Raw genomic sequence first — 20293 nt, forward strand, 5'->3', positions numbered from 1 at the left:
GGCTCAGGCGGGGAAGGGCACGGCCTGCAGCAGCGCGGCGATCACATCGTCGGCGCCCTTCTGCTCGGCTTCGGCGGCGAACGAGAGCAGCAGGCGGTGGCGCATCACCGGCGCGATCAGCGCCTGCACGTCGTCGCGGGTGGCCGCGAAACGCCCCTGCAGCAACGCGCGGGCCTTGGCCGCCAGCACCAGCGACTGCCCGGCACGTGGGCCGGCGCCCCACTTGATCCAATGGTTCACCGCATCCGGCGCACCGGCACCCGGACGGCTGGCACGCACCAAACGGGTGATCCAGCCCAGGACGTCATCGCTCACATGCACCTGCCGTACCGCCGCCTGCAGGGCCAGCACATCCTCGGCGTGCATCACCTTGGGAACGGTGCCACTGCTGCTGCCGGTGGTCTGCACCAGGATGTCGCGCTCTTCCTGCTCGGTGGGGTAGTCCACCCGCACGTGCAGCAGGAACCGGTCCAGCTGGGCTTCCGGCAGCGGGTAGGTGCCGGCCTGCTCGATCGGGTTCTGCGTGGCCAGCACGAAGAACGGCGCCGGCAACGGGTAGGTGGTGCCGGCGTAGCTGACGGTGCGTTCCTGCATGGCTTCCAGCAGCGCCGCCTGGGTCTTGGGCGGGGTGCGGTTGAGCTCGTCGGCCAGCAGCAGGTGGGTGAAGATCGGCCCCTGCTGGAAGCGGAAATGGCGGTGGCCGGTGCCGTGGTCTTCTTCCAGCAGCTCGGTGCCCAGGATGTCGCTGGGCATCAGGTCCGGGGTGAACTGCACGCGCCGGAACTGCAGCTCCAGCGCCTGCCCGAGCGAACGCACCAGCAGGGTCTTGCCCAGCCCTGGCGCGCCCTCCAGCAGCACATGGCCACCGGCCAGCAGGCCGATCAGCAGCTGCTCCACCACCTCATGCTGGCCGACCACGGCCGTGCCCAGCGCATCGCGCAGGGGCTGCAGCTTGGAGAGAAGGGCGTCAATGGGGCTATCGTTTTGCATGGCACGCTCGCAGCAATGAATGTAGAGCCACGCCCTGCGTGGCTGAAGAAATCAGCGAAACCTAGTTGTTCAACGCATACATCACGATGTTCACCCCGAACCGGGTGTTGTCCTCGGCCAGGAAGCGCTTGTTGCGCCAGTCGTAATCCCACTCGCAGCCATAGTCTTTATTGCTGTAAAGCACGCCCAGCCGGCCATCGACCTCGATGCCCTTGAGGTAATCGTGCACGAGATCATCGCCCCAGCCATTGAGCTCGAAGCCGGTGGCTGGTGGCCCGTCCGGGAACTTGAAAAAGCTTCGATACAGCGCATGCGTGTTGGGCAGCTTCTTCAGCGCGGCCGGCCCGAACAGCTTGGCCATCTGTGCTTCGAACGATTTGGCGAACAATCCATCGATATCGTGGTTGCAGTCATCCACGAACACGAAGCCGCCGTTGCGCACATAGCGCACGAAGTTCTGCCGCTCGGCGGCGTTGAATTCCACCAGCTTGTGCCCGGCCAGGTAGCAGAACGGGGCTTCCAGCATGCGCGGGTCGGACAGCGCGACCACATGCTCGGTCGGGTCGACCCGCAGGGTGGTGTAGTCGATCAGCGAGGTGATCAGGTTGGACGGCATGCGCGCGTCCACGTCCCAGTCGCCGGAGTCGTACTTGAGCCGGGTGAACCAGAAGTCGTAACGCCCGGCCTGCGCGCGGGCGAACGAGGGCAGGGCCGCCAGGGCGGCCCCGCCAAGCATCAACCGCAGGAACTGCGCGCGGTTCATTGCCGCACGCGCGCCATCAGACCGCGTCGGACAGCGAGGTGAAGGTGAAATCGCGCAGCTTCATCGGCGGGATCATCATCACGAAGCTGGATTCGTCACCGGCCACACGTACCGGCTTGCCCAGCTCTTCGATGTTGTTGAGCATGATCACCGGCGATTCGTTGAAGCGGAAGTTCTTCACCGGGTACTTGATCTGGCCGTTTTCGATATAGAAGGTGCCGTCGCGGGTCAGGCCAGTGAGCAGCACGGTCTGCGGATCGACCATGCGGATGTACCAGGTACGGGTGACCAGGATCCCCTTCTGGGTGCCGCGGACCAGCTCGGCGGTGCTCTTGTCGCCGCCGCTCATCAGCAGGTTGCCCGGGGTGGCATTGGCGGTCTTGCCCTGCTTCTGCGCCCAGAAGCGCGAGTAATCCAGGTTGGCGACCTTGCCGTTCTCGATGATGGCCAGCTTGTTGCGCGGCAGGCCCTGCTGGTCCCACGGCAGCACCGGTGCCTCGGGGTGCCACGGGTCGGCGTACATGTTCACGCGCGGGTCGTAGACCTGCTCGCCGAGCTTGTTTCCGCCACCCTTCTTGGACAGGAAGCTGCGGCCTTCATCGGCAGAGCGCGCATCGAAGAAGTTCATCATGAAGCTGATCAGGCCGGCAGCGGCCGCCGGTTCCAGGATCACGGTGTACTTGCCCGGTTCCAGCGCCTTGGCTTCGGACGACTCGGTGGCCTTGCGCATGGCGATGCGCACGTCCTGGTCGGCCTTGAAGTCGGCGGCGTCCTTCAGGTTGCGGCCCACCCAGCCCGAACCGCGCCCGTCTTCGGTGCGCACCGTGCAGGTGTAGTCGAAGTTGGTGGTGCGCTGGTAGCCGAAGTTGCCGTTGCTGTTGGCGGTGGCCTGGAAACCCTGGCCATCTTCCAGGAAGCCGGCGGCGATCAGGCCGTTGCCACGGCAGGGCGCGATCGAATCGGCGGCGACCTTGGCGCGGAACGCCGGGTCGATGGCGGCGGTGGATTCGCTGAAGGTCGGGCTGGCGGTGTAAGTCTGCTTGCCGATGGCCGGCAGGAACTCCGGGTTTTCCGGGGCCAGGCGGGCCAGGTCCTCGGCACGGCGGACCACGCGCTCCAGCGCGGCGTCGTCGAACTCGTTGATCGAGGCGGTACCAACGCGCTTGCCGAAGGCCACGGTGACGGCCAGTTCGGTGTTGTCGACGATGCCGCTGGTGGAGACGTTGTTGAGCGCGAAACGGATGTTGCCGTTGATCGAGCCGGCCAGCACCGCGGTGGTCTCATCGGCCTTGGACAGCGCGATGACCTTGTCGAGGATGGCCTTGGCCTGGGCTTCGGTGAAGATACTCATGGAATAAGGGCTCCTGACCGGTCAGCCGAGGCTGCGCGCGGTGTTGATGACGTTGATGCCGTTGAAGCGCGCGGTGGACGAACCGTGCGAGACCGCCGAAACCTGGCCCGGCTGGCCCTTGCCGTCGAAGAATGAACCGCCCAGGCGGTAATCGCGTTCGTCGGCCACGGCGCTGCAGGCGTTCCAGAACTCCGGCGTGCGGATCTGGTAGGCCACGTCTTCGAGCATGCGGGTGATCTGGCCGTTCTTGATTTCATAGAACAGCTGGCCGCCGAACTGCGCGTTGTAGCGCTGCTGGTCGATGGAGAACGAACCGTCGCCGATGATGTAGATGCCGTTCTCGACGTCCTTGACCAGGTCGCTCACGCTCAGCGGGGTCTTGCCCGGCGCCATCGACACGTTGGCCATGCGCTGGAACTGCACGCTGGACCAGGAATCGGCATAGCAGCAGCCGTCCGATTCGGTCTTGCCCAGGATGTGGGCCTGGTCGCGGATGGTCTGGTAATCCACCAGCTTGCCGTTGCTGATCAGGTCCCAGCGCTTGGTCTTGACGCCTTCATCGTCGTAGGCCACCGCGCCGAGGCTGCCCGGCTGGGTCTTGTCGGCGAAGATGTTGACCAGGTCGCTGCCGTACTGGAAGTGCTGCTCGCGCTTGTCGAGGGTGGCGAAGCTGGTGCCGGCGTAGTTGGCCTCGTAGCCCAGCACGCGGTCCAGTTCCAGCGGGTGGCCGACCGATTCGTGGATGGTCAGCCAGGTGTGCGAGGGGTCAAGTACCAGGTCGTACTTGCCCGGCTTGACCGACGGCGCCTTCAGCTTCTCCTGCGCCTGCTTGGCCGCCGCGATGGCGTCTTCCTTCATGTCGTACGACGAGCCGTAGTTGACCACGCCGTTCGGCGTGAGCACCTTGCCGCTCGCGGCGCCATCGAGGTATTCGTAGCCCATGCCCATCGGCGCGGACAGGCCTTCGCGGGTGCGGAACTTGCCACTGGCCTTGTCGATGGCGGTGACCGTCATCGGCGCCCAGATGCGGTGCACGTCCTGGTCGATGTAGGAGCCATCGGTGGACGCGAAGTACTTCTGCTCGTTGACCAGGAACAGCATCGAATTGACGAAGCTGGCCCCCGCACCCATCGCGGCGGCGTTGACGTCCAGCAGCAGGTCGACCTTCTCCTTGATCGGCACTTCCATCGCGTTCTTGCGGATCGGCGTCTTCCAGCTCACCTCGCCCACACCCGGCGCAGCGGCCAGCTGCACCTTGGCGGTCTGCACGCCGGCATTGGCCTTGGCGATGGCCACCGCCTGCTGCGCGGCACGCGCCACGTCGGTCGGGTTGAGCTGGTTGGTGGCGGCAAAGCCCCAGGCACCATTGACGATCACGCGGATGCCCACACCGGTGGACTCGGTGTTCACCACGTTCTGCACCTTGTCTTCGCGGGTGATCACGAACTGGCGCAGGTAGCGGCCGATACGCACATCGGAGTAGGTGGCGCCGCCCTGGCGGGCGGCGGCCAGCGCGGCGTCGGCCAGGCGCTTCTTCAGCGCCGGGTCCAGGGTGCTGTGCAGTTGCTCGGCGGCAATCACCTTGCCGAAGAACGCCGGCACGATCAGGCCGCCAGCAGTAAGCCCGGTCAGGGCAAGGAAGTCACGTCTTTGCAAGGCAGCTCTCCACGTCGGTGTGGGGGTGGCAGGAACAAGGCGGGATCAGCGGTACAGCGGTGCATCGATTCTTGCGGGCGCGGCGGTCCAACGGTAGTGACGTTTGGCACGGTGGCCGGGCGGCTCAGCCCAGGCTGCGTGCGGTGTTGATGATGTTGATGCCGTCGAAACGCGTGGTCGCCGAGCCGTGCGACACCGCCGAGACCTGGCCGGGCTGGCCCTTGCCATCGAAGAACGAACCGCCGAAGCGGAAATCGCGCTCGTCGCAGATCGCGCTGCAGGCGTTCCAGAACTCCGGCGTGCGGATCTGGTACGCGGCGTCTTCGACCATGCCGGCGATCTGGCCGTTCTTGATCTGGAAGTACAGCTGCCCGCCGAACTGCGCGTTGAAGCGTTGCTGGTCGATGGAATACGAGCCGCGGCCGTGGATGTAGATGCCGTTCTCCACGTCCTTGATCATGTCGGCCACGCTCAGCGGGGTCTTGCCCGGTGCCAGCGACACGTTGGCCATGCGCTGGAACTGCACGCTGGACCAGGAATCGGCGTAGCTGCAGCCGTGCGATTCGGTTTCGCCCAGCAGGTGCACTTCATCGCGGGTGGCCTGGTAGTTGACGAGGATGCCGTCCTTGACCAGGTCCCAGCGCTTGGTCTTGACCCCTTCGTCGTCGTAGCCCACCGCACCCAGGCTGCCCGGGGCGGTCTTGTCGGCAAAGAAGTTGACCCGCTCGCTGCCCCAGCGGTAGCCGGCGTCGCGCTTGTCCAGCGTGGCGAAGCTGGTGCCGGCGTAGTTGGCCTCGTAGCCGAGCACGCGGTCCAGTTCCAGCGGGTGGCCGACGTTCTCGTGGATGGTCAGGAACAGGTTGGACGGGTCCAGCACCAGGTCGTACTTGCCCGGCTTGACCGACGGTGCCTTGAGCTTCTCGCGGGCGTGGCGGGCGGCGGCGATGGCATCCTCCACCGGATCGTACGAGTCACGGTAGGCGGTGATCCCGCCGGGCAGCTGGATCTTGCCGCTGGCCTCGCCATCCAGGAATTCATAGCCCATGCCCATCGGCGAGGACAGCCCGGCGCGGGTGCGGAACTTGCCGGTGCTCTTGTCGATGGCGGTGGCGGTGAACGGCAGCCAGATCCGGTGCACGTCCTGGTCGATGAACGAGCCATCGCTGGAAGCGAAGTACTTCTGCTCGTTGACCAGGAACAGGGTGGAGTTGATGAAGTCGGCGCCAGCATTGGTCGCGGCCGCATTCAGGCTCAGCAGCAGGTCGACCTTGTCCTTGATCGGCACCGCCATGGCGTTTTTGCGGATCGGCGTCTTCCAGCTCACATCGCCCACCCCCTTGACCGGCGCCAGCTGTACCGGGCGGGTCTGGATGCCGGCGTTGGCACGGGCAATGGCGGCGGCCTGCTCCACTGCAGCCAGGATCGCGGCCGGGGTCTGCTGGTGGGTGGCGGCAAAGCCCCACGCCCCATTGACGATGACCCGGATGCCGATCCCGGAGGACTCGCTGTTGGTGACATTCTGTACCCGCGCCTCGCGGGTGATCACCGCCTGGTTGAGGTAGCGACCGATGCGCACGTCGCAGTAGCTGGCCCCGGCGCGTTTGGCAGCAGCCAGTGCGGCCTCGGCCAGTGCCTTGTTGCGGACCGCGTTGGCCGGCTCGAGCAGCTGCTCGGCGGCGATCAGGCGGGCGTGCGGCACCATCAGGCCCGCCAGGCCCATGCCAGACAGCGTCAAAAACTCACGGCGTTGCACAGCGTTCGATTCCCCGGGAACGATCAGCCTTCGACTGTCGTTTGCGACCCGGTGCTGGCACAAGTGACTGCGGTCATGGTTGGATGTGCGCTGATCCGACATTTCCGAACGTCATGAGCCAACAACGCTGGTCCGAGGCCTGCGAGCGCAACCGCGACCCGATCCTGGCGGTACTGCGCCGCCTGCTGCAGGACCGCCAGCGCGTGCTGGAGATCGGCAGCGGCACCGGCCAGCATGCCGAATACTTCGCCGCCCAGCTGCCGCACCTGCAGTGGCAGGCCAGCGACCATCCGGACTACCTGCCGGGTATCGCCGAGCGCCTGGCCGCGGCGGGGCTGCCCAACGCACCGGCGCCGTGGCCGCTGCAGGCGGTACTTGCGCCGGTGCCGGGCCTGGCCCCACTGCCGGAGGCCCCGCTGGGCTTCGATGCGGTGTTCAGCGCCAACACCCTGCACATCATGAGCTGGCCGCACGTGCAGGCACTCTTCGCCGGGCTGCCGGCGGTGATGGCCGACGATGCGCTGCTGTGCGTGTATGGCCCATTCAATTACAACGGCAACTACAGCAGCGACAGCAACCGGCAGTTCGATGGGTGGCTGAAGGCGCGGGACCCGGAATCGGGCATCCGGGATGCCGAGGCGGTGGATGCGCTGGCCGCAGCGCAGGGCTTGCGGCTGGTTGACGATGTGGCGATGCCGGCCAACAACCGGCTGCGTGTCTGGCGGCGGTGAGTCGCGCGGCCCGCCACCTGGACACGCATGGCGTGTCCTTACGATAGTTACCGTGCAAACCCGCCCAGCGCCGGCTCTGGCGCCTGCTGCGGGGCGGCGTGCTGCAACTGGAACGCCTGCTGCTGCTCGATCTCGCGGGCGGCAGCCTCCACTTTCTGGTCCGACACCGCTACCGGCGTCTGCTTGGCCAGTTCGATATCAAACGGCACCCGCTGCTGGTCATGCGGTCCGCTGCCATGCTGGACAAGGAAGGCGTAGCCCTTCGATCCGAACACAACCTCATCGACGCGGGAGATCTCGCTCCCCTGCAGCGGGCCGATCATGCTGCCGGGATACAGCGCCTGGCGCGTCTCCCGGTTGTCCATCGCGCAGGCCAGCGCCGAGCGGCAGAACTGTTCGCGTTCCAGCCCGTTAGCGAAGCTGACCTCCCCCTTGTCCTCGGCGGCCTGCACGCCTTCCCGGATGCGGGCCAGCGTGGGGTTGTCCACGTGCCCGGGGGCGTCCGGCGCCTTCCGCTGATCGCGCTGCGCGGCCAGCTCCACCAGGGCCTGCAGCTGCGCCTGTTCCGCCGGATCGGGCTGGATGGAACGGTGTTCGAACCGCGCCGCCAGCGCCTGGTCAATCGGCTCGGAGTCGTTGCACGGATCGACAATCTTGCAGTTGGCCAGTGCATCACGCAGATTGCGCTCGCCGTCGCGGTCGATCTTCAAGCCATACAGCGCGGTCGCGCCGCCGGCCTGGTACAGCGTCATCGTATCCAGGTCCATCGGCACGGCGCGCTTCTCGAACAGTGGCTGGTCGCGCAACGTGTTCAGATAGTCGATGGCGGCGTTGCCGGTCAGGATCTCCAGGCCAGCATCACGGTTCCCGCCGCCCACGTTGGAATGGCCACCTGGCGCGGCGACGTTGATCGCACGCCCATCCGGCGTCATCCCGGGATCGTTGATGGCCTGGTGCGGAAACAGCTCGCGCTGCTCATGGGCGGCCATGATCGCCACGCGCGAGATCACGCTCGGTGGAAGGCGCGCGTCGAAGTTGGCGGGCATGTTGGTCGCCACTGGATCCAGCAACAGGGTGGCCTGTGCGGCCTGGCCTGGCGGCACCAGCGGTGGTAATCGGCTGATGACGCTGATGTTGCCGTTCCTGTCATGGCCAAACCCAAGGCCTTCTTCAGGAACGATGCCGTACTCATCAATCAACCGGAGCAGGCCGGCCGTCTGAACCGCGCCACGGCTGTAGCCGATGCCGACAACGCGGATTTCGGCATCGGGATTGGTAGCCTTCCAAGTACTCACCTGCTCGGCGAGCTCGCGGTACGAGCGTGTTATGCCATCCTCCCAAGTACTTGCAAGCATGCCGTCAAGAGCACGGCTCACTGCGTTTTGTTGAGTGCCGATGCCCGCAGCATAATGCGTACCGATCCGACTCTGTGGGTCCTTCGAGAGTTCGAATGCTTGGTCATACAACTCCCCCACAGTGGTGCTCGGACCCAGCTTGGGATTCCTGACATCCTGACCCGTTCCATCCAAGAAGGCGAAGAACACATACTCGTTCGCATTGTCGTCTCGTTGAAGCATCGGCACCGACAGCTGCTGCATCTGCTGCCGCACATCGAGTTCCATCCGAAGGTCATCTGCGCTAGCGGGCCGAACGCCCGCGCTGGAGCCAACCTTGCCCATGGCAATTCTCCCTTTGCTCAATAGGTATACGTTCTCACCAGCACAAGATCACGGCGCGAGGTGCTGTAGCGATTCCCAGGATCCTGAAGATGCTTCGTTGGAATCGACGCCTTCATGTACAAGCGAATGGTGCGGTCATTGACCTCCAGAAGGATGGAAGGAACACTTTCGTTCTTTCCATCTGGAAGGTCAGCGGCCTCTTCACGTGGAACGAAGTGGCGAACCAGTTCGTCTTTGAATATGGCCCCGATATCAATCTCTGCTTCGTGCAAAGTTCCGTCCTTCGACCTCCAGGTAACCTTTGCTGGGGCAACAAAGTTAGGGATGGCACCGTAGCTCCCGTTCCATCCCTTGAGGTAATCGTCGCCGTAGGACGCTGAAGACTTGGTGGGCTTGTCGCGGCCAAAGGAGAATCCGGCGTAAACAACTTGGCACTCGAGCGTGTCATAACAGCGCGGCTCGAAGCTATGCTTCTCAAACCGCAGCGGCCATTCCACCGGCTTGTAGTTCATCTTCGCCGAGATGGCAGGATCACCTTCGGGTACCAATTCACCGCTGGTCAATACCGGCGTCTCAGGATAGGTAAAGCGGACTGACGACACCGCCGTGTTCTCCTGCAACTGTGGGGCCGTGGGCGTGGCCGCCCCGGGCGTGGCGCAGGCGGCCAGCGCCAGGCTGGCGACGGCGGCAACCTGCATGGGGATCTTTGGCATCGCACTTTCCTCATCATCGCGCCCAGTGGGCATCGGTGTTTCCGGCAACAGCGGAAGCGGCCTGCGCTTGGGCAGGATCGGTAAACCACCCGGTGGCAGTGCCCCGAGTGCTTCTTTCGTCTGTGTGTTGATGATCGCCACGTCGCGCAGCAGCTGGGCGTCGTGGAAGGGGTCCTGAACGTTCATTACCCCGGGACCGTGCAGTTTCCTGTGCTTGTCCATTGCCCCCCTCCGATCGTCCCTGTCGTCGCCCGATCATAGACGAGCCTGCGGGCGCCTGTGCTACTGGCTGACGCATTCGACCTCGACCTGCGCCGGCAGGCCATTGGTCACCCGTATTGACTGCCGGGCATTGCCGAGACGCATGGCTGAAGGGCGTTCGCCATCGGGCATCCGGAATGCCGAGGCGGTGAGTCGTACACATTCCACGCGCTGGGCCCGGGAGACACAGCGGCGGCGGGCGGTAGAGCGGACCGTTGGTCCGCTGCCTTTTGCGGGATGCCGGAAATCGCGAACGCGGGCGGCAGCGCGCTTCGCGCTCAGCGGACCAACGGTCCGCTCTACCCTCGGGGTGCGCGTGCGTTCCGGGTGTCAGGGCGATGCGTTTGAAGTCGCATCGCCCTGAGACGCAGGGTCGGCGATTACGCCACCTGCACGATATGCAGCGCCTTCGGGTTGCGCCACTGCGCCAGCAGCACCGCTTCCCGCGCCTTGGCCTTGTGCAGGTGCGCTTCCTTTACATGCCCATAGCCGCGGATATGTTCCGGAATGCTGGCAATCTCCACCGCCAACGCAACGCGGTCATCGCTCAACCCTTCCAGCAGCAGTGCCACGGTCTGTTCGTAATCGGCGATCAGCTGGCGCTCGCCCCGGCGTTCTTCGGTGCGCCCGAAGATGTCGAATGTGCCACCGCGCAGGAATTTAAGCTTGGCCAGCAGGCCGAACGCCTTGAGCATCCACGGCCCGTATTCCTGCTTGATCAGGCGGCCCTGTTCGTCCTTCTTCGCGAACAGCGGCGGAGCCAGGTGGAAGTGCACCTGGAAATCGCCCTCGAACTGCTGCTCCAGGCGGCGCTGGAATTCGCCGCTGGTGTACAGGCGCGCCACTTCGTACTCGTCCTTGTAGGCCATGAGCTTGAAGTAGTAACGCGCCACGGTTTCGGTCAGCGCCGTGCTGCCGGCCTTGTCCCACTCCGCCGTGCGCACGCGGTCGACCAGCGTGCGGTAGCGCGCGGCATAGGCCGCGTCCTGGTACTCGGTGAGGAAGCGCACGCGGCGTTCCACCAGCTCATCCAGCGAACGCGACAGGCGCTCGTCATCCAGCGGCAGGAATGCCACGTCGCTGCCGCCGCCATGCCCGGGCAGGCCGCGCAGTTCGCGCTCGTCGCCGGTTTCGCGCGGTGCCGCGGTGGCGCCCCATTCGTTGCCTTCCCACTCGCCCGGCGGCAGGTCGTGCAGCGGGCCCGGGGTGCGCTCGGCATCGGTATGGCCGTTGCGGACCAGACCGGCGGCCTGCTGCACCGCCTGCGGATCCACGGCGGCCAGCCGGCCCCACGCGAATGCCTGTTGGTTCATCGCCACCGCTGCGCCATTGAGCTCGACCGCGCGCATCAGCGCCTCGAACGAGATCGGCACCAGCCCCTGCTGCCAGGCGTAGCCCAGGATGAACAGGTTGGAGGCAATCGCATCGCCCAGCAGCGCGGTGGCCAGCTGGGTGGCATCCAGCAGCAGCGGGTCGCGGCCGCCCAGCGCCACGCGGATGCCGGCAATGATGTCGGCCGCCGGGAACTGCATGTCCGGGCGGGTGGTGAAGGTGCCCGGCATGGCTTCATAGGTGTTGAGCACCACCTGCGAGCGCTCGGCGCGCACCTTCGACAGCGCCCAGTAATCGTTGACCACCACCATGTCGCAGCCCACCACCAGGTCGGCTTCGCCGGCGGCGATGCGCACCGCATGGATGTCTTCCGGACGCTTGGCGATGCGGATATGGGTGGTGACCGCGCCGCCCTTCTGGGCCAGTCCGGTCTGGTCGAGCACGCTGGCACCCTTGCCTTCCAGGTGCCCGGCCATGCCCAGCAGAGCGCCGATGGTCACCACGCCGGTGCCACCGACGCCGGTGATCAAAATGTTCCAGGGCTGCTCGAGCGTGCTGCGGAAGGTCGGCGCGGGCAGGTTGTCCAGCAGGCTGCTGCGCTCGCTGCGCGAGCCCTTGCGCAGCGTGCCGCCGTGCACGGTGACGAAGCTGGGGCAGAAACCGGTGGTGCAGGAGTAATCCTTGTTGCAGTTGGACTGGTCGATATCGCGCTTGCGCCCGAATTCGGTTTCCTTCGGCAGCACCGACACGCAGAAGCTCTTCTGGCCGCAGTCGCCGCAGCCCTCGCAGACCAGCGAATTGACCACCACGCGCTTGGGCGGGTCGACCAGCTTGCCGCGCTTGCGGCGGCGGCGCTTTTCGGTGGCGCAGGTCTGCTCATAGATCAGGATGCTGGTGCCCTTCACCTCGCGCAGCTGCTTCTGCACCGCATCCAGCTCGGCGCGGTCGTGGAATTCCACGCCCTCGGGGAACAGCTCGCGCTTGTTCCATTTGCCGATCTCATCGCTCACCAGCACGATCGTCTGCACGCCTTCGGCGCGCATCTGGTGGGCGATCTGCGGCACGGTCAGGGTGCCGTCCACCGGCTGGCCGCCGGTCATGGCCACCGCGTCGTTGTAGAGGATCTTGTAGGTGATGTTGACCCCGGCGGCGATCGCCTGGCGGATCGCCAGCGAGCCACTGTGGAAATAGGTGCCATCGCCCAGGTTCTGGAACACGTGTTCGGTATCGGTGAACGCGGCCTGGCCGGCCCAGGTGACGCCTTCCCCGCCCATGTGGGTGAAGGTGTCGGTGCTGCGGTCCATCCAGGTGACCATGTAATGGCACCCGATCCCGCCCAGCGCACGCGAGCCTTCCGGCACGCGGGTGGAGGTGTTGTGCGGGCAGCCCGAGCAGTAATGCGGCACGCGCGGGAAACTGGCGCGCGGCAATGCCAGCTCGGCCTCCTTGGCATCCATCCAGCGCAGGCGCTGTTCAATGGAGTCATTGGTGAAGAAGCGCTGGATGCGGCGGCCGATCACCCCGGCAATGGTGGCGGGGGTGAGCTCATTGGTGGACGGCAGGATCCACTGGCCCGCTTCGTCATACTTGCCCACGATGGACGGGCGCTGCCCCCAGCTGGCCGGCCAGTTGTAGAACTGCTCCTTCATCTGGCGCTCGATGAAGGCCCGCTTCTCCTCCACCACCACGATGTCTTCCAGCCCCTGGGCGAAGCGCGCGATGCCTTCCGGTTCCAGGGGCCAGGTCATGCCGACCTTGTACACGCGGATGCCGATGTCGGCGCAGGCGCGCTCGTCCAGGCCCAGGTACTCCAGCGCCTGCAGCACGTCCAGGTAGCTCTTGCCGGTGGTGACGATACCCAGCCGCGCACGCGGCGAATCCATCACCACCCGGTCGATGCCATTGGCCCGCGCGAACGCCTGGGCGGCCTTGACCGCATAGCGGTGCAGGCGCATCTCTTGGTCCAGCGGCGGGTCCGGCCAGCGGATGTTGAGCCCGCCGGCGGGCATCTCGAAGTCTTCCGGCAGCACGATCCGGCGCGCGAACGGGTCCACCTGCACCGACGCGGACGATTCCACCGTCTCGGCGATGGTCTTGAAGCCGATCCAGCGCCCGGTGTAACGGCTCATGGCCCAGCCGAGCAGGCCCATGTCCAGGATGTCCTGCACGCCGGCCGGGTTGAGCACCGGCATCATCGCGCTGACGAATTCATCTTCGCTGCCGTGGGGCAGGGTGGAGCTGCGGCAGGCGTGGTCGTCGGCGGCCAGCGCCAGCACGCCACCGTGCACGGACGTACCCGCCGCATTGGCGTGCTTGAACACATCGCCGCAGCGGTCCACGCCGGGGCCCTTGCCGTACCACATGCCGTACACGCCCTGGACCCTGGCCCCGGGGAACAGGTTGGTCTGCTGGGTGCCCCAGACCATGGTCGCGCCCAGGTCCTCGTTGAGGCCGGGGGTGAACTTCACCTTCGCCGCCTCCAGGTGCTGGCGGGCGCGCCACAGTTCCAGGTCGAAGCCGCCCAACGGGCTGCCGCGGTAGCCGCTGATGAAGCCGGCGGTGTCCAGTCCGGCGGCCTGGTCGCGCAGCCGCTGCATCAGCGGCAGGCGTACCAGCGCCTGCACCCCGCTCAGGTAAATGCGGCCATCGGTACGGGTGTACTTGTGGTCCAGCGTGTAGCTGTCGTCCAGCGGCCCGGCAGGCAGGTTGGCGGACGAAGGCGAGGTGAGTTCGGCGGTACTGGTCATGGCTGGCCCGTGCTGACGGCTGGCACGGCCACCGCGAGGGCGGCCGGAAAGGGCGGAATTGTATCAGCCGGGCATTTTTTGGCCTTCGGGACTCGCACCGCGGGCGAGCTGCGGTTAGGATCGGGGAGGGAGGTTGTTGTGACAACCTGGGGGAGTTTGTATGGCAGTGGCAAGAAAGATGCTGACCGGCATGGTGCTGGCGGCGGGGATGACCGTGTTCGGGGCGGCAGCGCAATCGTTGCCGGCATTGCAGGAGTTCTACTTCGATGACGACGTGGCTGCGGTCACGCCCGTGGTCGTGCCGGCCGACAGCAGCGATGTCGTCGACCAGCTGATGAAACAACGCGAACGTGGCCGCAAGGCGCTGGAAGCCACCGTGCAGCTGGCCAGCGTGGCCTATGCACAGGGCCGCCCGGAGCTGGGCCGTGAGCTGTACGCCGATGCGGAAAAGAATGCGCCGGGTACCTCGGTGCCGGGCCGCATGGTGCGCTGGAACCATGGCTGGGATCTGTTCCGCCAGGGTGACGCCGAGGCGGCCCTGGTGCAGTGGCACAGCGCCCAGCAGGGTCTGCGCGGCAACGCATCCTGGGTGCCGCAGACCTACGCGCTGGCGTTGTGGACGCTGGGTCGCAAGGACGAAGCGGTGAAGTGGTACGCCGCCGCCGTGCGCACCGAGCCGCAGCGTTGGAGCACCAGCGACGGCTACGCGCAGGCACTGCCGGGCTGGCGCGACAGTGAACGTGCCACCTTGGCCGAAGTGCAGCAGGCCTGGGCGGCGCAGCCGCCGGCTTGGCCGTAACACCCGCAGGTTAGCCGGCTTCGACCCTGCTCGAAGCCGGTCGCCGCACCGTGCTGGAGCGTGGTCTATTCGTCCGCGCTGACGGTACGCCCGCGTGCCCAGTCGCGCAGGCCGTTGACCTGTTCGGCCATCAGCACCGACAGCGGGCGGCTGCCGCGGATCTCGGTCATCAGCAGTTCGGTGTCCAGCGCACGTTGTTCGGCATGTGCCGCGTACAGCCCAGCCACCACGGCCTGTTCGATCTCCGCTCCAGAGAAACCATCGCTGGCCGCCGCCAGCGCCGGCAGCGCGAAATCGTCGGCATTGAGCGTGCGCCGGCCCAGGTGCAGCCGCAGCAGCTCCACCCGGGTGTTGGCATCGGGCAGGTCGACGAAGAAGATCTCGTCGAAGCGGCCTTTGCGCAGCAGCTCCGGCGGCAGTTCATGCACCTGGTTGGCGGTGGCCACGATGAACACCTGGCTCTTGCGCTCGGCCAGCCAGGTCAGCAGGTGACCCAGCACGCGCCGGGACACGCCGCCGTCCTCGCCACCACTGGCCAGGCCCTTCTCGATCTCGTCGATCCACAGCACGCACGGCGCCAGCTGCTCGGCCGAGGCCAGCGCCTCGCGCAGGTTCTTCTCGGTTTCGCCGTGGAACTTGTCGTACAGGCTGCCGAAGTCCAGGCGCAGCAGCGGCACCCCGAAGCCGGCGGCGGTGGCTTTGGCCAGCATCGATTTGCCGCAGCCCTGCACGCCCAGCAGCAGCATGCCCTTGGGCGGGTCCAGCCCGGCCGGGCCCTGGCCGCCCAGGAACACCGGGCGACGCTGGTTGACCCAGCGCTTGAGCCGGTTGGCCCCGGCCACGTCGGCGAAGCGGGTGGTGTCGTATTCGTAATGCAGGTGCCCGGCGCGGTTGAGCAGCTCGAACTTCAGCTTCGCCAGCTGCGGCAGGTCGTCCTGGCTGATCGCACCGTCGGCGAAGATCAGCTGGCGGGCGATCCGCCGTGCATCCACCAGGCTCAGCCCACGCAGGTTGTGCAGGATCTTCTTGACCGCATCGTTGTCCACTTCGACCCGGCGGCCGCCGTTCTCTCGCGCATAGGCGGCCACTTCCTCGCGCAGCATCTTGAGCAGCGCGTTGGGGTCGGGCAGGCGCGGGTTGAAGCGGGTGGCCAGCGCCTCCAGCTCGGCCGGCAGCTCCACCTTGGCGCCGATCAGCACCAGTACGTGGGCCTCGCAGTGGCGGCGCTGGATCAGGTCGCGCAGCGCGCGCTGGTGGCTGGCATAGCCCAGGTAGGGGTGGAAATCGAGAAGCAGGTAGATGCCGCGCTGGTCGGCCTGGCGGATCATCTGCAGGGCCGAACTGGCATCGGGCGGGCCGACCGCGTCGTCCTCGCGGTCCATGTCGATCCGGCGCAGCCCTTCGGTGATGGACCAGCGGTGCAGGGCCCGCCAGACATGCATCAGGGTCTGCCGGAACAGCTCCACCACACGACCCTCGTCCTGGGTCTCGATCACGATCAGCGGGGTATTGGCGCGGATCAACGCGCTGAGGTCCTGTAACTCGCTCATGCCGGCATGCAGTCCATTGGATCGCGCACGATAGCAAAGCGGCGCGGGATGCAGGAGGTTCAGCCGCGCGACTATCTCCATCACGGAGGGCGGTGTACGCTCGGGTCACGTTCCCCGGAAGCGAGGCTGGCATGAAGACGATCCTGGTAGCCGGTTCCAAGGGTGGGGTGGGTAAATCCACCATTGCCACCCACCTGGCGGCGCAGGCCGCCCTGGCCGGCAAACGGACCGTACTGGCCGACGCCGACCCGCAAGGCTCCGGCACCCGCTGGGCAGAACGCCGTGCCGGGCTGGAAAGCGCGGTGCTGCCCATCGATGCCAGCGGCAAGCACCCGCTCAAACACGTCCCTGACGATACCGAGGTGTTGGTCATCGATGCCCCCGCCGGCGCCCGGGCCGGTGAGCTGGACGCCTTCCTGGACGTGGCCGACGCGGTGGTGGTGCCGGTGCTGCCCTCGGCGCTGGACATCGAAGCCATCGTCGGCTTCCTGAACACCCTGTCCAAGGTGCCGCGCGTGCACAAGCGCAAGCTGCCGGTGGGGCTGGTGCTCAACCGCACCAAACCGTGGACCCAGACCTCCCGCCAGGCCGAGCAGATGCTGGAGGAGTGGCCGTACCCGGTCGTTGCCAAGCTGCGCGATACCCAGGCCTACGTGGTCATGACCGGCCTGGGCCGAAGCATGTTCGATTACCGCTCCGCGCAGGTGCGCGAGCACCAGAGTGACTGGGAGCCACTGTTGAAGTGGTTGAAGATTGCCTGAGCCAGAAGAGAGCCTTATGCGAGAACTGATCCTGCTGCGCCACGCCCATGCCGAACCTGCGGGTACCGGCCAGGCCGACCTTGACCGGCCGTTGTCGTCGACCGGGCTGGCCGAAGCCGAAGCCGCCGGCAAATGGCTGAAAGAAAACAACCTGCTGCCCGACTGCGTGCTGTATTCACCCGCGCGGCGTACCCGCGAGACCCTTGAAGCGGTGCTGGGCGTCATCGGCAACGTCGAAAAGCGCTTGGACGACGGGATCTACGAGGCGACGCCCGGTGCATTGGCCGCCCTGGTCGATGACCGCAGGGACGTGGATCGGCTGCTGGTGGTCGGGCACAACCCCGCACTGGAACAACTGGTGGCGCTGATGAGCGACGGCAGCAGCAGCGAATACCGCGGCATGGCCCCGGGCGGAATAGCGGTACTGCAGATTCCCAGGGACACTGCCATCGAGCCCGGCGTTGCGAGCCTGACCGCGTTCTGGTGGCCGTAAGCCGTGACAGCAGTACGAACCCTGTTGTGCTGTCTGCTCGGGCTGGCGGCGGGGGCGGCGCGTGCCGAACCCCCGGTGACGGCCCTACCCCCGGCCCAGGCCGCACCCAGACACGTGATGGAGCTGGATACGGCGCGTTCGCGCCTGGGCTTCGAGATCCGCACCCGGCTCGGCCAGCGTATCGAAGGGGTGTTCCCGCGCTTTGAAGGCCGCATCGACGTGCTGGCCGATGGCCGCCACCAGGTCCACCTGCGCATGTTCACCGGCTACGTGGAGATTCCCGGCAAGGACCGCTACACCGGCTGGATGCGGGGCGAGGAGTTCTTCGACGCCGGGCGCTACCCGGTGGTCGAATTCGATTCAGTGCCCTACGACCCGCAGCTGGTCGAGAAAGGCGGCGGCATCCATGGCCGGCTGATCCTGCGCGGGGTATCCCACCCCGAGACCCTGCAGGTGGAACCGGCGTCCTGCCCCCGGGCCGGGTATGATTGCGATGTGGTCAGCCGCGGTACCGTCCAGCGTGGCCGGTATGGGATGGACAGCTGGCAGCTAGCCCTGAGTGATCGAGTGACCTTCGTCCTGCGTGCGCGTCTCAACGAGGCGCTGAAACCGTGAATCCCCTGCTGCGGGTGATCGTGCTGGCAATCCTGTTGCTGGGCAGCGGCTGTGCGTCGCTGTCCAACGCGCAGCGCGAGCGCGCGGCCGGCATTGCGGCGCAGGCGCGTTCCCATGCGGTGGACTGCGACAAGCCCGACCGCTGCGCGCTCGATTCGCCATTGCGCGCCTTGGGCGGGCAGGCCTTCAGCGAATCCACCGAAGCGGCGCCTCGCCATTACGCCACCATCCTGGACGAGGGCGAAACCGCGCTGGTGGCGCGCATCAACCTGATCCGCAGCGCCACCCGCAGCATCGACCTGCAGACCTACATCTTCGACAAGGACGACAGCGCCCGGCTGGTGCTGGACGAACTGCTGGCCGCCGCCCGGCGCGGCGTGAAGGTGCGGGTGCTGATCGACCAGCTCTCGGCGATCTCCGACCTGGAGATCCTGGCCGCGCTGGCCAGCAGCCACCAGAATTTCGAAATACGCGTCTACAACCCGACGTTCGGCAAGGCGCGGCTGAACTACGCCGATTACGCCGGCAGCGTGATCTGCTGTTTCCGCCGCTTCAACCAGCGCATGCACAACAAGCTGCTGGTGATCGACGATGCGCTGGGCGTGGTGGGCGGGCGCAATTACCAGGACGACTATTACGACTGGGACAGCGAATACAACTTCCGCGACCGCGACGTACTGCTGGCCGGCCCCGAAGCGCGCGGCATGGCAGCCAACTTCGATGCGTTCTGGCGGGCCCAGCGCAGCGTGCCGGCCGAGCGCCTGAACGATGTGGGCAATACCCTGCTCAAGCAGGGCGCCCCGGCCATGCCGCCGGCCGACTACCGCCGCCCGGCGCGGGTGGAACAGGTGATCGATGAGGCGATCGACCCGGCCTACATCCAGCGCATGTTCGTCGATACCGCGCTGCCGGTGCGCTCGGTCCGCTATGTGGCCGACCTGCCGCGCAAGCACCGCCGCGAGCGTGCCAGCCAGCCGGCCAACGGCCAGCACGTGACTGAGCCGCAGCTGGATTCGTTGATTGCCGGCGCACAGAGCGAAGTGCTGCTGCAGACCCCGTACCTGGTGCTGTCCAAGCCGGCGCGCAAGTTGTTCGAGGCACTGCGCAAGCGCGAACAACCGCCGCGCATCGTGGTCTCCACCAACAGCCTGGCCGCCACCGACAACCCGATCGTCTACGCGCTGTCCTACAAGTACAAGCGCCGCAACATGCGCGAGCTGGGCTTCAACATCTACGAGTTCAAGCCGTTCCCGCTGGATGCGCCGGTCGACTACCGCAACCTGGTGCCGGCCCCGCTGGGCACCACGCCCAGCACCGACAGTGGGCGCAGCAGCCTGTTGGGTGGCAGCGCGGCCGGCAGCAACGCGCGCAGCAGCGGCAGCAACCGGCGCAGCGCGGGCACCACGGGCGCCACCGCACCGCCCGTGGCGCAGGAAGACGCCGGCACCGTGCCAGCCACCGACGACGCCGGCGACCGCCCGCAGCCGACCCCCGGCCCGGCCGCGCGCCGCCGTACCGACGGCAGCGTAGTGGAACGCCGCGTGCTGCGCGCCGAAACCCGGCCTTCGTTCCTGGGCACCAAGGCGGTGAACAAGCCGCTGCCGGTCACCCGCAGCGGCGCGCGCATGGGCCTGCACGCCAAATCACTGGTGGTGGACCGCCGCATCGGTGTGATCGGCACCCACAACTTCGACCCGCGCAGCGAGAACTACAACACCGAAGGCGCGGTGATCATCGATGACCCGGCGTTTGCCGAAGCGCTGGCGCAGAGCATCCTGCGCGACATCCACCCCAAGAACTCCTGGGTGGTGGCGCCGCGGACCAAGCCGCCGGTGCTGTCGGGCCTGAACTACAGCGTGGGCAAGGCCTCCGAAGCATTGCCGGTGCTCGATTTCTGGCCGTGGCGTTACGCCACCGATTACGAATTCCAGCCCGGCCCGGACTGCCCGGAGCCGCTGCGCCGCCAGGACCCGGACTTCCACCGCTGCTATGTGGCCGTGGGCGATTTCCCCGAGGTCAACGTCGGCCCGAAGTGGCTGCTGGTGCGCATGCTCACCGCGTTCGGCGCCGGCCTGGTGCCCATCCTGTAATTACTCTTC

15 protein-coding genes are annotated in these 20293 nt (G+C 66.5%); 6 read left to right on the forward strand and 9 right to left on the reverse strand.

The genetic code is table 11. The features are described from left to right. Nucleotides 1–3 precede the first annotated feature (3 nt). The 5 genes from BAY15_RS01135 to BAY15_RS01155 all read right to left on the reverse strand — a co-directional run bounded on the left by BAY15_RS01135 (nucleotide 4) and on the right by BAY15_RS01155 (nucleotide 6513). Nucleotides 4–990 carry an AAA family ATPase gene (locus BAY15_RS01135; protein ID WP_068848196.1) on the reverse strand — a complete coding sequence of 329 codons (987 nt, stop codon included), beginning with the start codon at nucleotides 988–990 and terminating at the stop codon, nucleotides 4–6. A 61-nt stretch (nucleotides 991–1051) separates the two neighbouring features. Beyond that, a complete protein-coding gene (locus BAY15_RS01140) occupies nucleotides 1052–1753 on the reverse strand; it encodes a DUF4159 domain-containing protein (RefSeq protein WP_068848198.1) in 702 nt (233 codons plus the stop codon). A gap of 16 nt (nucleotides 1754–1769) precedes the next feature. Beyond that, a complete protein-coding gene (locus BAY15_RS01145) occupies nucleotides 1770–3104 on the reverse strand; it encodes a TldD/PmbA family protein (protein WP_068848200.1) in 1335 nt (444 codons plus the stop codon). A gap of 21 nt (nucleotides 3105–3125) precedes the next feature. Beyond that, nucleotides 3126–4760: a TldD/PmbA family protein gene (locus BAY15_RS01150; protein WP_068848202.1), complete on the reverse strand. Its 1635-nt coding sequence runs from the start codon at nucleotides 4758–4760 to the stop codon at nucleotides 3126–3128. A gap of 124 nt (nucleotides 4761–4884) precedes the next feature. Then, the gene (locus BAY15_RS01155) at nucleotides 4885–6513 is read right to left on the reverse strand and encodes a TldD/PmbA family protein (protein ID WP_068848204.1); all 1629 of its coding nucleotides are present in this window, start codon (nucleotides 6511–6513) and stop codon (nucleotides 4885–4887) included. Nucleotides 6514–6626: 113 nt separating this feature from the next. Here BAY15_RS01155 and BAY15_RS01160 point away from each other — a divergent pair, with 113 nt between their 5' ends. Then, the gene (locus BAY15_RS01160) at nucleotides 6627–7244 is read left to right on the forward strand and encodes a DUF938 domain-containing protein (RefSeq protein ID WP_083214023.1); all 618 of its coding nucleotides are present in this window, start codon (nucleotides 6627–6629) and stop codon (nucleotides 7242–7244) included. A 47-nt stretch (nucleotides 7245–7291) separates the two neighbouring features. On the opposite strand, the gene BAY15_RS01165 is transcribed toward BAY15_RS01160, so the two are convergent. From BAY15_RS01165 to BAY15_RS01175, 3 genes are all read right to left on the reverse strand, one after another. Further along, nucleotides 7292–8923 (reverse strand): phospholipase effector Tle1 domain-containing protein, encoded by a 1632-nt coding sequence (locus BAY15_RS01165; protein ID WP_083214024.1) that lies wholly within the window; start codon nucleotides 8921–8923, stop codon nucleotides 7292–7294. 17 nt (nucleotides 8924–8940) lie between these two features. Continuing rightward, on the reverse strand, nucleotides 8941–9858 hold the full coding sequence (locus BAY15_RS19470; protein ID WP_237334299.1) for a hypothetical protein: 918 nt from the start codon (nucleotides 9856–9858) through the stop codon (nucleotides 8941–8943). A 419-nt stretch (nucleotides 9859–10277) separates the two neighbouring features. Continuing rightward, nucleotides 10278–13976: an indolepyruvate ferredoxin oxidoreductase family protein gene (locus BAY15_RS01175; RefSeq protein WP_068848210.1), complete on the reverse strand. Its 3699-nt coding sequence runs from the start codon at nucleotides 13974–13976 to the stop codon at nucleotides 10278–10280. A gap of 160 nt (nucleotides 13977–14136) precedes the next feature. Here BAY15_RS01175 and BAY15_RS01180 point away from each other — a divergent pair, with 160 nt between their 5' ends. Further along, a complete protein-coding gene (locus BAY15_RS01180) occupies nucleotides 14137–14775 on the forward strand; it encodes a tetratricopeptide repeat protein (RefSeq protein ID WP_068848212.1) in 639 nt (212 codons plus the stop codon). Between the two features lie 65 nt (nucleotides 14776–14840). Here the strand turns inward: BAY15_RS01180 and BAY15_RS01185 are convergent, their stop codons facing one another. Further along, nucleotides 14841–16325 carry an AAA family ATPase gene (locus BAY15_RS01185; protein WP_068848215.1) on the reverse strand — a complete coding sequence of 495 codons (1485 nt, stop codon included), beginning with the start codon at nucleotides 16323–16325 and terminating at the stop codon, nucleotides 14841–14843. A 131-nt stretch (nucleotides 16326–16456) separates the two neighbouring features. On the opposite strand from BAY15_RS01185, the gene BAY15_RS01190 reads away from it, so the two are divergent. The 4 genes from BAY15_RS01190 to BAY15_RS01205 all read left to right on the forward strand — a co-directional run bounded on the left by BAY15_RS01190 (nucleotide 16457) and on the right by BAY15_RS01205 (nucleotide 20284). After that, on the forward strand, nucleotides 16457–17086 hold the full coding sequence (locus BAY15_RS01190) for a ParA family protein (protein ID WP_068848217.1): 630 nt from the start codon (nucleotides 16457–16459) through the stop codon (nucleotides 17084–17086). Between the two features lie 16 nt (nucleotides 17087–17102). Continuing rightward, entirely contained in the window at nucleotides 17103–17579 is a 477-nt protein-coding gene (locus BAY15_RS01195) for a SixA phosphatase family protein (RefSeq protein ID WP_068848219.1), read from the forward strand. A 117-nt stretch (nucleotides 17580–17696) separates the two neighbouring features. Further along, complete coding sequence (locus tag BAY15_RS01200; RefSeq protein WP_083214025.1) at nucleotides 17697–18194, forward strand: YceI family protein; 498 nt, start codon at nucleotides 17697–17699, stop codon at nucleotides 18192–18194. Then, nucleotides 18191–20284, forward strand: a complete 2094-nt coding sequence (locus BAY15_RS01205) for a phospholipase D family protein (protein WP_068848223.1) — start codon at nucleotides 18191–18193, stop codon at nucleotides 20282–20284. The genes BAY15_RS01200 and BAY15_RS01205 overlap by 4 nt, the downstream gene beginning before the upstream one ends. Nucleotides 20285–20293 lie beyond the last annotated feature (9 nt).

The sequence above is a fragment of the Stenotrophomonas rhizophila genome (genome assembly GCF_001704155.1).
Classification (GTDB): domain Bacteria; phylum Pseudomonadota; class Gammaproteobacteria; order Xanthomonadales; family Xanthomonadaceae; genus Stenotrophomonas; species Stenotrophomonas rhizophila_A.